This window comes from Acidiphilium sp. PA (assembly GCF_026191915.1).
GTDB lineage: Bacteria > Pseudomonadota > Alphaproteobacteria > Acetobacterales > Acetobacteraceae > Acidiphilium.
The window spans coordinates 69,131-82,417 of record NZ_JAIMBY010000012.1 but is presented as its reverse complement, the minus strand read 5'-3'; the positions used below and the strand labels follow the sequence as shown (position 1 = coordinate 82,417).

At 63.9% G+C, this 13,287-nt stretch carries 16 protein-coding genes; 7 read left to right on the top strand and 9 right to left on the bottom strand.

The genetic code is table 11. From position 1 onward, the window contains the following. Nucleotides 1-150: 150 nt before the first annotated feature. Complete coding sequence (locus tag AruPA_RS14415; RefSeq protein ID WP_265637430.1) at nucleotides 151-735, bottom strand: thiamine phosphate synthase; 585 nt, start codon at nucleotides 733-735, stop codon at nucleotides 151-153. On the opposite strand from AruPA_RS14415, the gene AruPA_RS14410 reads away from it, so the two are divergent. Beyond that, nucleotides 734-1,399: a YggS family pyridoxal phosphate-dependent enzyme gene (locus AruPA_RS14410; protein ID WP_265637429.1), complete on the top strand. Its 666-nt coding sequence runs from the start codon at nucleotides 734-736 to the stop codon at nucleotides 1,397-1,399. The two genes, AruPA_RS14415 and AruPA_RS14410, sit on opposite strands and share 2 nt — an antisense overlap. Before the next feature lie 48 nt (nucleotides 1,400-1,447). Here the strand turns inward: AruPA_RS14410 and AruPA_RS14405 are convergent, their stop codons facing one another. The 6 genes from AruPA_RS14405 to AruPA_RS14380 form a co-directional block, all read right to left on the bottom strand. After that, on the bottom strand, nucleotides 1,448-1,993 hold the full coding sequence (locus tag AruPA_RS14405) for a hypothetical protein (RefSeq protein ID WP_265637428.1): 546 nt from the start codon (nucleotides 1,991-1,993) through the stop codon (nucleotides 1,448-1,450). Then, nucleotides 1,993-2,811: a GNAT family N-acetyltransferase gene (locus tag AruPA_RS14400; RefSeq protein ID WP_265637427.1), complete on the bottom strand. Its 819-nt coding sequence runs from the start codon at nucleotides 2,809-2,811 to the stop codon at nucleotides 1,993-1,995. Before AruPA_RS14400 ends, AruPA_RS14405 begins: the two co-directional genes overlap by 1 nt. Then, nucleotides 2,808-3,065, bottom strand: a complete 258-nt coding sequence (locus AruPA_RS14395; protein ID WP_265637426.1) for a type II toxin-antitoxin system ParD family antitoxin — start codon at nucleotides 3,063-3,065, stop codon at nucleotides 2,808-2,810. The genes AruPA_RS14400 and AruPA_RS14395 overlap by 4 nt, the downstream gene beginning before the upstream one ends. A gap of 212 nt (nucleotides 3,066-3,277) precedes the next feature. Further along, nucleotides 3,278-4,711 carry a type I glutamate--ammonia ligase gene (glnA, locus tag AruPA_RS14390; protein WP_265637425.1) on the bottom strand — a complete coding sequence of 478 codons (1,434 nt, stop codon included), beginning with the start codon at nucleotides 4,709-4,711 and terminating at the stop codon, nucleotides 3,278-3,280. Nucleotides 4,712-4,773: 62 nt separating this feature from the next. Continuing rightward, nucleotides 4,774-5,112, bottom strand: coding sequence for a P-II family nitrogen regulator (locus tag AruPA_RS14385; protein WP_265637424.1), 339 nt, complete (start codon nucleotides 5,110-5,112; stop codon nucleotides 4,774-4,776). A 172-nt stretch (nucleotides 5,113-5,284) separates the two neighbouring features. After that, nucleotides 5,285-5,416 (bottom strand): hypothetical protein, encoded by a 132-nt coding sequence (locus AruPA_RS14380; protein WP_265637423.1) that lies wholly within the window; start codon nucleotides 5,414-5,416, stop codon nucleotides 5,285-5,287. 21 nt (nucleotides 5,417-5,437) lie between these two features. On the opposite strand from AruPA_RS14380, the gene AruPA_RS14375 reads away from it, so the two are divergent. Further along, the gene (locus AruPA_RS14375; protein WP_408858726.1) at nucleotides 5,438-6,595 is read left to right on the top strand and encodes an aminotransferase; all 1,158 of its coding nucleotides are present in this window, start codon (nucleotides 5,438-5,440) and stop codon (nucleotides 6,593-6,595) included. Between the two features lie 185 nt (nucleotides 6,596-6,780). Continuing rightward, nucleotides 6,781-6,984, top strand: a complete 204-nt coding sequence (locus tag AruPA_RS14370) for a hypothetical protein (protein WP_265637421.1) — start codon at nucleotides 6,781-6,783, stop codon at nucleotides 6,982-6,984. 13 nt (nucleotides 6,985-6,997) lie between these two features. On the opposite strand, the gene AruPA_RS14365 is transcribed toward AruPA_RS14370, so the two are convergent. Then, complete coding sequence (locus AruPA_RS14365) at nucleotides 6,998-9,751, bottom strand: adenylate/guanylate cyclase domain-containing protein (RefSeq protein WP_265637420.1); 2,754 nt, start codon at nucleotides 9,749-9,751, stop codon at nucleotides 6,998-7,000. A 134-nt stretch (nucleotides 9,752-9,885) separates the two neighbouring features. Between AruPA_RS14365 and AruPA_RS14360 the strand changes: the two genes are divergently transcribed. The 4 genes from AruPA_RS14360 to AruPA_RS14345 all read left to right on the top strand — a co-directional run bounded on the left by AruPA_RS14360 (nucleotide 9,886) and on the right by AruPA_RS14345 (nucleotide 12,346). Further along, a complete protein-coding gene (locus AruPA_RS14360) occupies nucleotides 9,886-10,728 on the top strand; it encodes a carbon-nitrogen hydrolase family protein (RefSeq protein WP_265637419.1) in 843 nt (280 codons plus the stop codon). Continuing rightward, nucleotides 10,725-11,486 (top strand): NAD kinase, encoded by a 762-nt coding sequence (locus AruPA_RS14355; protein ID WP_265637418.1) that lies wholly within the window; start codon nucleotides 10,725-10,727, stop codon nucleotides 11,484-11,486. Before AruPA_RS14360 ends, AruPA_RS14355 begins: the two co-directional genes overlap by 4 nt. Before the next feature lie 274 nt (nucleotides 11,487-11,760). Beyond that, nucleotides 11,761-12,108 carry a hypothetical protein gene (locus AruPA_RS14350; protein ID WP_265637417.1) on the top strand — a complete coding sequence of 116 codons (348 nt, stop codon included), beginning with the start codon at nucleotides 11,761-11,763 and terminating at the stop codon, nucleotides 12,106-12,108. Between the two features lie 31 nt (nucleotides 12,109-12,139). Beyond that, the gene (locus AruPA_RS14345) at nucleotides 12,140-12,346 is read left to right on the top strand and encodes a hypothetical protein (protein ID WP_265637416.1); all 207 of its coding nucleotides are present in this window, start codon (nucleotides 12,140-12,142) and stop codon (nucleotides 12,344-12,346) included. A gap of 69 nt (nucleotides 12,347-12,415) precedes the next feature. On the opposite strand, the gene AruPA_RS14340 is transcribed toward AruPA_RS14345, so the two are convergent. Further along, nucleotides 12,416-13,285, bottom strand: a complete 870-nt coding sequence (locus AruPA_RS14340) for a phytanoyl-CoA dioxygenase family protein (RefSeq protein ID WP_265637415.1) — start codon at nucleotides 13,283-13,285, stop codon at nucleotides 12,416-12,418. Nucleotides 13,286-13,287: the final 2 nt, after the last annotated feature.

Sequence of the window (13,287 nt, the reverse complement as noted above, 5' to 3'; positions counted from 1 at the left end):
GCTTGGCATCGACCTCTTGGCTGGCGCGCCCCAACACCGGCGCGAACGGCTGACCCACAGATAAAACGCATTTACCGAGACGGAAGCAACATGCTGAGCCGGTGTTTCCGGCTATTTCGATGGCCTGTTGTTTCGGGGCCACAGTATATGTCAACAGGATGACAGAGCATCGATGGCGCCGAATCCGGCGCAACCAGCCCGGAAGTGCCGCCCGACCGCGCCGGTGATGCCGCCCAGTGCCAGGACCGGTACGCGGCAGCGATGGGCCAGCGCGGCCCAGCGCACCGGGCCGAGAGCGCTGGCGCCCTGATGGCTCCGGGTTGCACAGGCTGGGGACAGGAACAGGAGCGATGCATCCGCCCGCCGCGCCGCGATCATCTGCCCACGATCATGCGCCGAAGCGGTGTTTACCGTGCCGCGATAACGCGACTGCGGTGGCACGCCACCGCGCAGATGCACCCCCGCCCCCAACGCGGCCGCCAGCCGCCAATCGCCGGCAATCACCAGCGTGATCCGCCGGCTCCGGCACAGCGCCGCCACCTGTCGGGCCAGCGCCGGCCGGCCGGGCGCACCGTCATGACGGAACACCACGCCGCTGATCCCGCGCGGCAGCGCCGCGATCGTCGCCAGCAGATCAGGCTGGCGACGTTCATCGGTAAACAGCCATAAAGTCGGATGCCGCGCCCGCCGCCGGCGCTTGACCGCGCGGGCCAGGCTGATCAGGTGTTGATCCATGACCGATGATCATCCGATTCCCCCTATCGCCGCAACCATCGCTGCCCTCAACCGCCGCCTCACCCAGGCCGCCGCCGGGCGCGCGGTCACGCTGATCGCCGTTTCGAAAACCAAACCCGCCGCCGCGATCGAGGCGGCGCTGGCCGCTGGCCAGTTGGTGTTCGGCGAAAACCGCGTCCAGGAAGCCGCGCTGAAATTCCCGCCGCTGCGGGTGACCCACCCGGATATCGACCTGCACCTGATCGGCCCGCTGCAAACCAACAAGGCACGCGACGCAGTTCTGCTGTTCGACCAGATCGAAACGCTCGACCGCCCCAAACTCGCCGACGCGCTCGCCGCCGCCGCCGAGCGTGAGGGGTCGATGCCGAACCTGCTGGTGCAGGTCAACATCGGCGATGAACCACAAAAAGCCGGCGTCGCGCGCGCGGAGGCCGATGCGTTCATCCGCGCGATGCGCGCCCGCTTCGGCACCGCGCTGCGCGGGCTCATGGCCATCCCGCCGGTCGGGCAGGACCCGGCACCCTATTTCCGTGATCTCGTGGCGATGGCCGATCACCACGGCCTGCCGGTTCGCTCGATCGGCATGTCGGATGATTTCGAAATCGCGATCGCCTGCGGGGCGACGCAGGTGCGGATCGGGTCCGCCTTGTTTGGCGGGCGGTAAGGCGGGGAAGCAAGGCCTACTTTTTTGTAAAAAAGTAGCAAAAAACTTTTATTCGTCAGTATAGAGTAGTGTTTTTACTGTTCTGATCATACTTGGCACTGAATCAGTGGTGGTCAGCCTCAGGATGGGGGTGGTCTGCGTTGCCAGCCATGTTTCGTGGCTGAGCAGGCTGCGGTGCCCGAGGCCACCGTCGTCATACGATGCCGCCCATTCCATGAACGCGGTGTGAATTGCCGCCATGTCGCCGCCCGCCGCGATGCGGTCACCATACCGGGCCACCTCACGCCGGCGCAACCGCGCCATGCGCTCGACCGGATCAAGCCGCAGAAACACGATCAGATCGTAGAACGGGGCAATTTCATCGTCCCATGACAGGGCCGATCCCGAAAAAACCCATGACCCCGAAACCGGCAGCGGCGCCCGCAGCAAAGCCCGCCGGTCAACGGTATCGCGCTTGGTGGTGAACGGCGGATTGGTCGGCAACCATAAAAAATCATCCGAATCCGCATGAGGCACGCCAAGCGCCGCCGCCAGCGCGTCTCCCTGCGTCGTCATGCCGGACCCCGAAGCACCCAGGACATAGACGCGCGGCATTATCGGTCGATCGCGGCGACCGATCGGCTCATATGAACGATCGTGCGGCCATCGTCCTTGACCTCCTCATGATCGATCGCAAAGCCAAGTTGTTGGTACAGCGAAATGTTACGGGTCATTTTCCGGTTGGTATAAAGCCGCACCCGGCCGAGCCGATGGTCCGCGGCCACACGATCCGCATGCGCCATCAACCGCCTGCCGTGGCCACGACCGGCATGTGCCGGCAGCACCGCGATATTCTCGATAACAAGACAGCGAGGCTCCGGCACCAGTTCGATCAGCGCGATGATCGTGCCATCCGATTCAAGCACGTCGATCAGGTGATCGCGCACCGCGACGGCATAATCCACCATCATCGGCACCGGCTTGCGCCCGATGATCGGCACCCATTTCGCATAGGGCGCGTCGGTCACCGCGGCAATCGCGTCGGCATCGGCTGCGGTCGCGCGGCGTAGGACCGGACCGATCGAGGCTTCGGCAGTGATCTCGAACGGCTTCAAACCAATCGGATCGTGAGCAAGGCTGTCCGCGATATCGCGCTTCATGTGCAGAAACCGCAGGATCTCCACGCGATCTTCATATTCCAGATAGAACAATCCATAGGGAAATTTTGGCAGCGTCCAGTGCCGTAGCCCCGGTATCTCCAGCAGGGCGGCGTAGCGCGGCGACCCGATACCAGGGTGGGCGGCCATTCGGCCGATTGCGGTCTCGATCGCATCGATCATGGCGGAGACCTGTTCAGGCGCTTCGGCCAAAAGGTAGTCGAGTGCTTTCCGAATATCCGCGTCCGCGCGCCGAGATCGCCTGACTTCCGTCAATTTCCGGACTTCGGTCCGGCTGGTTCGCTCGCGGATTCGGCATAACCCCGCAGGGATTGAATGAAACGCGCATCGGCTAGGCCTGCACTGCCCGACTCCAGTCCCTCGACGATCAAAGCCCTCAACGCCAACCGATCACGGTCTCGCCTGATCAATTCGCGGATATATTCGCTCGATGTGCCATAGCCGTGATCCTGCCGCTCATCGACGAAGCGCTTCAAATCGTCGGGCAGGGATATGTTCATCGTGGTCATCAGCACACGATATCAATTTGACAAAATTTGACAAGCCGCATCGTTGAGCACTGAGCGCAAATGTTAGAAAGCAAGGCCTTCTTTTTTTGAAAAAAAAGAAGCAAAAAAAACTTTTATCCATCAGGCCGCCGAAGATAAAACCAACGACGACCCAACGAATAAAAGTTTTTTGTTTCTTTTTTACAAAAAAGACGTCTTGTCTGACCTAAACCTCAAGCCGAGTAGTACATCTCAAACTCAACCGGATGCGGCGTATGCTCGAACCGGTACACTTCCGACCATTTCAGCTCGATATAGCTTTCGATCTGTTCCTTGCTGAACACGTCGCCGGCCAGCAGGAACTCGTGGTCGGCGGCGAGCGCGCCCAGGGCTTCACGCAGCGAACCGCAGACGGTGGGGATGCCTTTCAGCTCTTCCGGCGGCAGGTCGTAGAGGTCCTTGTCCATCGGGTCGCCCGGGTGAATCTTGTTCTTGATGCCGTCGAGTCCGGCCATCGCGATGGCCGAATAGGCCAGATACGGGTTGGCCGAGGCATCCGGGAACCGCACTTCGACGCGTTTGGCCTTCGGATTGGTGGTGTAGGGAATCCGGCATGAGGCCGAGCGGTTGCGTGCCGAATACGCCAGCAGCACCGGCGCCTCGAACCCGGGGATCAGCCGTTTGTAGCTGTTGGTCGAGGGGTTGGTGAACGCGTTGATCGCCTTGGCGTGTTTGATGATGCCGCCGATGAAATACAGGCACAGTTCCGACAGGTCGGCATAGCCGTTGCCGGCGAACAGCGGCTTGCCGTTCTTCCAGATCGACTGATGGGTATGCATGCCCGATCCATTGTCGCCATAGATCGGCTTGGGCATGAAGGTCGCGGTCTTGCCGTAGGAATGGGCGACGTTGTGGACGCAGTATTTATAGATCTGCATCTGGTCGGCCATTTTGGTCAGCGAGCCGAACCGGGTGCCCAGCTCGTGCTGGCTCTGTGCCACCTCGTGGTGATGTTTCTCGATCGGCAGGCCCATTTCGCCCATGGTCGCCAGCATTTCCGCACGCAGATCGCTTTCGGAATCGACCGGCGGAACCGGGAAATATCCGCCCTTCACGCTCGGCCGGTGGCCCATGTTGCCTTCGGGATAATCCTTCAGCGACGAGCCGGGGCCTTCCATGCTGTCGATCTGATACATGCCGAAATTGCCGCCGGTGCCGAATTTCACTGAATCGAACACGAAAAACTCAGCCTCGGCGCCGACCACGATGGTATCACCGATGCCGGTCGACTTCAGGTATGCCTCGACGCGCTTGGCCGTGCCGCGCGGGTCGCGCGCATAGCCCAGACCGGTCGAGGGTTCGATAATGTCGCAGAACAGGATCATGCTTGGCTTGGCCGAGAACGGGTCCATCACCGCGGTCTCGGCATCCGGCATCAGGATCATGTCGGATTCATTGATCGCCTTCCAACCGGCGATCGAAGACCCGTCGAACATGATGCCGTCGCGGAATGCATCCTCGTCCATCGTTGAAATATGCTGGGACGTATGCTGCCACTTGCCACGCGGATCGGTGAACCGCAGGTCGACGTAGTCGGCCCCGTTCTCCTTCATCATCGCGATCGCTTTTGCTACTGCATCGCCGCTGCCGGCTGGCTTCTTCGCCATCTTGGTCCTCACTGCTGGTCAGATTTAAGATGCCGCACGATGCGGCACCGTTACGGAAACTGTCAAATCGCGGCTTCGCCCTTTTCGCCGGTCCGAATGCGGATGACGTCTTCGATGGTGGAGACGAAAATCTTGCCATCGCCAATCCGCCCGGTGCGGGCGGCATTGGTGATCGCCTCGATCGCGCGCTCGGCGACGCCATCCTCGCAGATCACTTCGATCTTCACCTTGGGCAGAAAATCCACCACATATTCAGCGCCGCGATACAATTCGGTATGACCCTTCTGGCGGCCGAATCCCTTGGCTTCCATCACGGTGATGCCCTGAAGCCCAACCTCGTGCAAGGCTTCCTTCACCTCGTCCAGCTTGAACGGTTTGATAATCGCTTCGATTTTTTTCATCCGGTTCACGCCCGATCCGAGACGGGCACCCTCCTTGTTGCTGGTTTATCTCGGCGGGCAAATGCACGCACCGGCCCTTGCCCGACCGGCGACACAATGATGCATATGCCGTGCCAACCGCATGTGACGCCATGGATCGTTGCGTTGCTCACGGCGTTGGCATGATGAATGCTCAAAACAAGGGCAATTCATGCCTAGTTAACGAACGCCCCATGCCAAACCCCTTGCCCTTCCGCTCTTCGCCACGATACTGCACCCTCAGCGCGGTCAGCGCCATGCCCACCACCACCACATCGGGAGCCAAGCCGTGAAATCGCCCAACCTCATGCTCGACGCCATCGGCACCACAATCTTCACCGTGATGTCCGCGCTCGCGACCCGGCATGGCGCGATCAACCTCGGCCAGGGCTTCCCCGATACCGATGGGCCGCAGGACGTGATCGATGCCGCCGCCGCTGCCCTGCGCGATGGCCGCAACCAGTACCCGCCGCTGACCGGCGTTGCCGAACTGCGCGAAGCCGTCGCCGCCGCCAACCAGCGTTTCTACGGCATTACCGTTGACCCCGCGACCGAAGTGGTCGTCACCTCCGGCGCCACCGAGGCGATCACCGCCTGCCTGATGGCGCTGCTTAACCCCGGCGACGAGGCCGTGCTGATCGAGCCGCTCTACGATACCTATCTGCCCGTCGTGCGGATGCTCGGCGCCACCGCCAGGCTGGTCCGCCTCGATCCGCCGGACTGGCAACTGCCGCGCGCCGCGCTCGAAGCCGCGTTCGGCCCCAAAACCAAACTGCTGCTGCTCAATTCACCGATGAACCCGACCGGCAAGGTCTTCTCCGCCGACGATCTCGCCTTCATCGCAGACCTGCTGGCCCGGCACGATTGCTACGCCGTATGCGACGAGGTCTACGAACATCTGATTTTCGATGGTCTGAAACACACGCCCCTGATGAGCCTGCCCGGGATGCGCGAACGCTGCCTGCGCATCGGCAGCGCCGGCAAGACCTTCAGCCTGACCGGGTGGAAAATCGGCTACGTCACCGCCCCTGCCCGTCTCGCCACGCTGGTCGCCCGCGCGCACCAGAACCTCACCTTCACCACGCCGCCCAATCTGCAACGCGCCGTCGCCCTCGGCCTCGCCAAGGACGATGCCTATTTCGCGGGCCTCAGCACCGACCTCGCCGCCAAGCGCGACATCCTCGCCGCCGGCCTCCGCGACATCGGGTTCATCGTGCTGCCGAGTTCCGGCTCCTACTTCATCACGACCGATTTCACCCCGCTCGGCTTCGAGGGCGATGATGTCGCCTTCTGCCGGCACATCACCGAACACGCGGGCGTTGCCGCCATTCCGGTCTCCGCCTTCTATCCGGCTGACGCGCCGACCCACTACGCCCGCTTCGCCTTCTGCAAACGCGAAAGCGTGCTGCGGGATGCGATCGATCGCCTCCGCCGGCATTTTGCTGCGCGACAGGCGGCGGAGTAGGGTAGGAGACGCAAGAAATCGCTACTTTTTTTGAAAAAAGTAGCAAAAAACTTTTCGGAATCGCGTGCCGGGCCCTTCGAATGGCTATTGGCCGATCGGCTCGGTCCGTTTCGGGCGTTTTTCATCTTGATGACAGATCGAATAAAAACGCCTAACAGAAACGATATCATAATAAAGGGATGGCAATGAAGCGCTCGAATCTGACCACAGCGATACTGGTTCTCACCATGCTCGGGGTTGCCACGGTGGCGCACGCCACTACCCCGTCGCAAAGCGCCAGTGGATCGAAAAAGACTACAAACAAGGCCGATCAGCTCAACAAGAAGGAACTGGCCAAACTGCATCACGGGCCCGCCAACCAGGCGAAAATCACGACACCCACCAATTGAGGCATCGCGGCCCTCAGACCGCGCAGGCCAGCACGGCCGCCTCGCGCAGATTGAGCGGCGCCGCGTCCGTTCGCAGATCACCCAAAATTGCGATCATCGCTGCCCAGACCGTCTGCTCCGCGACATCGCGGACCATGCCGCGTGACGCGAAAAACTCATCCGTGCAGGCCGCGATGGCGAGCGCCGTGGCGGACGCACCCGACAGGGCCGCCAGATACGCCATGCTCTCGCAGCAGATCGCCAGAAACACCTCGTCGCTCTGTTCCAGCAGCAGCCCGATCGCCTCGCGGCCGGCGCTCCGCGCGGTTGCGGTCTCGCCGATCATCAGAGAATAGGTCGTGAGGTTGGTCAGCGCGCTCGACAGCAGGGCCTGATCCTCGCTGTCGCGGCAGGTCTGCACCACCTCCGCCGTCGCGCGGGCGGCCTCGGCGTATTGGCCGAGCGAGGCCTCGAAATCCGCGAGGTTGAGGGCTGCCAGCCGCACCGTGATCGTATCCTGGAACCGCTCGGCGATGCTGATCGCCTCCTGCCACAGCAGGCGCGGCTGCGCCTGATCGCCGGCGTAGCACGCAAGCGTCGCCAGCCGGTGCAGAATGATCCCCCGATGCTTGTCGATCGGCAGGCTCGGCAGGCAGGACATCACATAATCGATATAGGGTTGCGCCGGCGCCACATCGCCCGGCCGCGCCAGCGCCCAGGCCAGCGACATCGCGGCCCGGCAGCCGCGCACGGTGTCGCCCAGCCCGACGAACAGCGCATGAGCCGCGCGGCATCCCTCGATATCGCGCGCATCGCCGATCGTGTAGCCGCCCGAGGCAATGAAACGCAGCCGCGCCACACTCTCCGGTGCCGTATCAGGGCCCATCGCCGCGATCGCCTGGTCCACCCAGCCCGCGTGCTCCCGGCCCACCAGCCCGTCCCGCGCGGCCTCCGTGGTGCGGGCGACCAGCGCCACCCCCAGCGCCGGGTCGCCGTGCGGGCCGAACGCCCAGGCGATCGCCGAGCGTAGATTGTCGATATCGGGCTGATATTCGGCGCGCCAGCTCGGCGTGTCGCACAAGGCCCAGCGGGCTTCGGCCTCGGCGAACACCGCGACCAGATGCGCCGCCAGCACGCGCTGCACCGCATCGGCCTCGCCCGAGGCTTCGAGCTGTTCCAGCGCAAAGGCGCGCGTCGATTCCAGCAGCCGCAGCCTTGTGTCATGGGCGAGTTGCGGCACCCGCGCGATCAGTGATTTGTCGAGCAGCCCGGTCACCAGATCGAGCGTGGCGAACGCCTCGATCGGGCCACCGGCGATCACCGCCTCGGCGGAGGCGAGGGTGATGCTGCCGGCGAACACCGCCAGGCGCCGAAACGCGATCTGTTCCTGATGGTTCAGCAGATCATGGCTCCAACCGATCAGCGCCCGCAACGTCTGCTGATGCGGCAGGCCGGATCGTGCGCCGCCGGTGAGCAGACGAAACCGATCATCGAGCCGGGCCAGCAACGCCGCGGGGTCGAGCAGCCGCACCCGTGCCGCCGCCAGCTCGATCGCGAGCGCAATGCCATCCAGCCGCCGGCAGATCGTGGCGACCACCGGCGCATTCGCGTCGTCGAGCACGAACCCGGGGTGGGCATTCTGCGCCCGTGCAACGAACAGGCGCATCGCCGGGTAGTCGCGCGCCGCCGCGGCGGTGACCGGTGTGCGGCCGGGCCGCACCGGCGGTGGCGCATCGAGCGGCGGTACCGGATAGCATTGCTCGCCCGCCACGCCCAGCTTCATCCGGCTCGAAGCGAGCACCACGACGCCACGGCACGCCCGCAACAGCGTCGCGACCACCTGCGCCGCGCCTTCGATCAGGTGTTCGCAATTATCAATGATCAGCAGCAGCGTGCGCTGGCGCAGCGTTGCCGCCACCGTCTCGATCACCGGCCGCCCGCCCTCGGCGCGGATGCCGAACAGCCTTGCCAGCGCCTCGCCGATCTGGGCGGCCTCGCTGAGCGGTGCCAGTTCCAGAAACCAAACGCCATCAGCAAACCGGTCGAGCCGGTCGGCGCCGATCTGCAACGAAAGCCTGGTCTTGCCGATGCCGCCGGGACCGAGCAGCGTCACCAGCCGGTGGCCTGCCAGCATATCCTGCAACACCGCCAGATCCCGCTCGCGCCCGATGAAGCTGCTGGCATGGATCGGCAGGTTGTTCGGCCGCGCATCGAGCGAGCGCAGCGCCGGGAACAGATCATCGAGCGCGGGACCGGTCAACTGATAAAGCTCTTCCGCCTCGGTCAGGTCCTTCAACCGATGCGCGCCCAGGCCGCGCAGGCCGAACCCGGTGGCGTGCAGCGCATCATCCGCCGCTTCGGCGGCCGCGGCGGACATCAGCACCTGCCCGCCATGCCCGATCGCCATGATCCGGGCGCAGCGGTTAAGGGTCGGGCCAAAAAAATCGCCATCCCGCGCCTCGGCCGGCCCGATATGCACGCCGATCCTGACCCGCAGCCCATCGACCGCGCTGAAATCCGCCGCCGCCATACGATGCTGGATCGAAGCCGCCGCGCGCAACGCATCCGCCGCGGTCGCAAAGGCCGCGCACGCGCCATCGCCGGTGCGCTTGATCAAGGTGCCGCCCGCCTCTGCGATCACGGCGGCGATCAGCCGGTCATGCAGGGCGACCGCTTCACCCATGGCATCGCGGAACCGCTCCCAGCGCCGGGTCGAGCCTTCGATATCGGTGAACAGGAACGCCAGAACCGGCTGTGCCGCCACCGCTTCCTGGATCAGCCCCGCCATCGCCGTCCGCACCTCTCCACATCCCAGATCCCGCCGGCTTACCAAGCCCCAACCGCGGGCCGTTTGCAACCGACCGGCGCGGATCACATCGCCCGATCTTGCTTGCGGGCGGTACTTGGCGCACCATGGCAGCCATGCAGGAACCGTTGCGTATTACCGTCGTTCAGCTCGCGCCCGGCGCCGACAAGGCTAAAAACATCGCCCAGGCGCGCGGCCTGATCGAAGCCGCGGTGGCGCAGGACCGGCCGCAGTTGATCGCCCTGCCGGAAATCTGGACCTGCCTCGGCGGTGACCGCGCGACCAAATTCGCCGCCGCCGAAACCCTGCCGCAACCGGGCGGCATCGGCGGTCCGGCCTATGAGTTTCTGCGCGAGATGGCGCGCACCCACCAAATCCACGTCCACGGCGGCTCGATTGGTGAATCGGGCGGCGACAAGTTGTTCAACACCACGCTGGTGTTCGACCCCTCCGGCACCGAGATCGCGCGCTACCGCAAGATCCACCTGTTCGACATCGTCACGCCGGACGGCCAGGGCTACCGCGAAAGCGCCATCTACGGCGCGGGCGACCAGATCGTGACCTTCAAGCTCGGCACCGCCACCATCGGCTTGACCATCTGCTACGACATGCGCTTCCCCGAACTCTATCTCGCGCTGCGCCGCGCGGGTGCGGACATCATTCTGGTTCCCGCCGCCTTCACCCTGCAGACCGGCAAGGACCATTGGGAGGTGCTGCTGCGCGCCCGCGCGATCGAAACCCAGTGCTGGGTCGCCGCCCCCGCCTGCACCGGCACGCATTTCGACGGGTCGAACGAACCCCGCGTCACCTATGGCAACTCTCTGATCGCCGACCCCTGGGGCATCGTCACCGCCCGTTGCTCGGATGGTCCGGGCTTCGTGACGGCGCGGATCGATCTCGCGAAATCCGCCAAACATCGTGCTGACATGCCGGTTCTCGAACACCGAAAACTGGTGTGACCAAAATCCACTTCGCCGCCGCCGCGACCGGACAGGCGCGCGCGGCGCGGGAAAAACTGGTCGCCGCCTACGGCACCGTCGCGCCGCAGGAGGCCGAGGTGGTGGTCGCCCTCGGCGGCGACGGGCTGATGCTGGAAACCATCCACCGCATGCTCGACCACAAACTGCCGGTCTATGGCATGAACTGCGGCTCGGTCGGTTTTCTGATGAACGATTTTGCCGAAGCCGATCTGCCCGCCCGCATCGCGCGCGCCATGAGCAACGAGCTGCACCCGCTGCGGATGCACGCCGTCACCATGACCGGCGCGGTCGAGGAAGCGCTGGCGTTCAACGAGGTCAGCCTGCTCCGCCAGCTCCGCCAGGCCGCGAAAATCCGCATTCTGGTCGATGGCAAGATCCGCATGCCCGAATTGATCGGCGATGGCGTGCTGATCTCCACGCCGGCCGGCTCGACCGCCTATAATTTGTCGGCCTATGGCCCGATCGTGCCGCTCAGCGCCAATCTGCTGCCGCTCACGGCGATCGCCGCGTTCCGCCCCCGGCACTGGCGCGGCGCTTTGCTGCCATCGTCGTCGGAGGTCGTGTTCGAGATTCTGGAGCCGGAAAAACGCCCGGTCTCCGCCGTCGCCGACTCGACCGAGGTGCGCCGCGTCATCTCGGTCGCCGCCAGCGAAGACCGCTCGGTCTGCGCGCGGATATTATCCGACCCCGATCGCGCGCTGTCCGAACGCATCATCCGCGAACAATTCACGGTGTAACCCGCATCGGTGTCCTGGTGCACGCCCGGCGCGAAGTTCCTGTCCGCGCCGTAATGCCGGCTTGATGTCAATTCGGGCTTTTTCATGTCACTCCCGGCAAACATACGCGCAACCATACCGGGATGAGGCAAAATAAAGGCGTTGACCCCTATAGTAAAAATTTAAACGCCTCTCGACACTGTAATCGAGTTTTAAATGGAATGATCGACGATCCCTCCCCAAATGTTCCTTCATGGTTACGGATTGCATCTAAATACTATTGAGGAGACATCGCATGAACAAGTACGTACTGGCCTCGATTGCCGCCCTGGCAATGACCGGCGCCACCGCCATGGCGCAAAGCGCCACCTATCAGTCGAGCACCACCACGACCGAGGTCGCCCCGGCGCAGGCAGCGCCCGCGCCCGCGCCGATCGATCCGCCCGCCCCGGGGGTTCTGAGCCGCACCACCATCTCCAAGACCAATGATGGCATGGGCGACCGGACCTATTCGCGCAAAACCACCTACGGCAACGGCGAGGCCGCGGTGTCGCAGAGCACACAGACCAAAGTGGTGCAGCCGCCCGTCGCAATCGAGCGCAGCGAGCGTACCACGACAACGACAACGACACCCTCGAATTAAGCGCGACCCGAAAAATCAGACAGGAGCGATGATGACACGCACGCGAACGATGAGGCTGGCGATGGTCGCCGGCATGGCCGCTGTCGGGATCGGGCTGGCCGGCTGCGCCGACCATACGCCCACCACGACAACAACGACGACCCGGGAGACCACGACCAAACCGGTGCTCGCCGCCCCCATGGCACCGCCGGCGACGGTGACGACGACCCATTCGGAAACCGAACAGGTCAATCAGTAATTCAAACGCCGCGCCTCGGAATCCATCGCCGGCCGCAAGACCGGCGATGGATTTTCATTTGATCGACGGTCAGTTCAGATCCGGTTCGTCGAACACCGCATAGGCGCGGCCGTTCGCATCGCGCGCCTTTATCACCATGTCCGGCCGGTGGTGAATGCCCGAGTAATGCGTGATCAGCGATTTGCGGAGCCGGCCCGGCTGGCTGGGCGAACCGCGGTGGATCAGCCGGCTATGCCAGATCAACACATCGCCCTTCCTGCCCAGAAACGGTACGACGGGAATGCCGCAGCCCGCGATCTTCGCCTCGATCGCGGGGGTTACGAACCGCTCAGCGTATTTCGGCCATTGGTTCATGCCATGCGCCGGCTCGATCCGCGTGAGTTCTTCTTCGGTCAGATGCGCCCGCACGCGTGCGCCGCGCATCAAACCCCAGCGATGCGAACCCGGCACGTATTCGAACGGCCCGCTGTCGGGCGCGATATCATCCAGCGCGATCCACGCCGCCGCGTACCAGGTGTTGACGAAATCCGGGTTCAGATAATCGTCCTGATGCCATTCGCGCCCGGTGGTCACCCAAGCGGTCAGCGCCAGATGAAACAGCATTTCTTCACCGATCAGCGCGCCCAGCAGATCCATCAGCGGCGGATACAACGCGACATCGCGCAGGCTCGGCAGGCCGACATAGCAATGCCCGTATTGCCATCCCGCCAGATGGCCTTTTGCGCCCGCGCGATAGGCGGCACGCCGCTCGATATAGGGATCGAGCAGGGCATCGGGGATGAAACCGCGCTTGATCACCACGCCATCCCGCCGCCACGCAGCCTGATCCGCGGTCAGACCCGCCTCATCGACCCCGGGCCGATCGAGCGGCGGCAGGGTCGCCGGGTCGGGGAACTCGACCAGATCCTCGAAATTCACCATCGTCTCCGATTCCGACATCG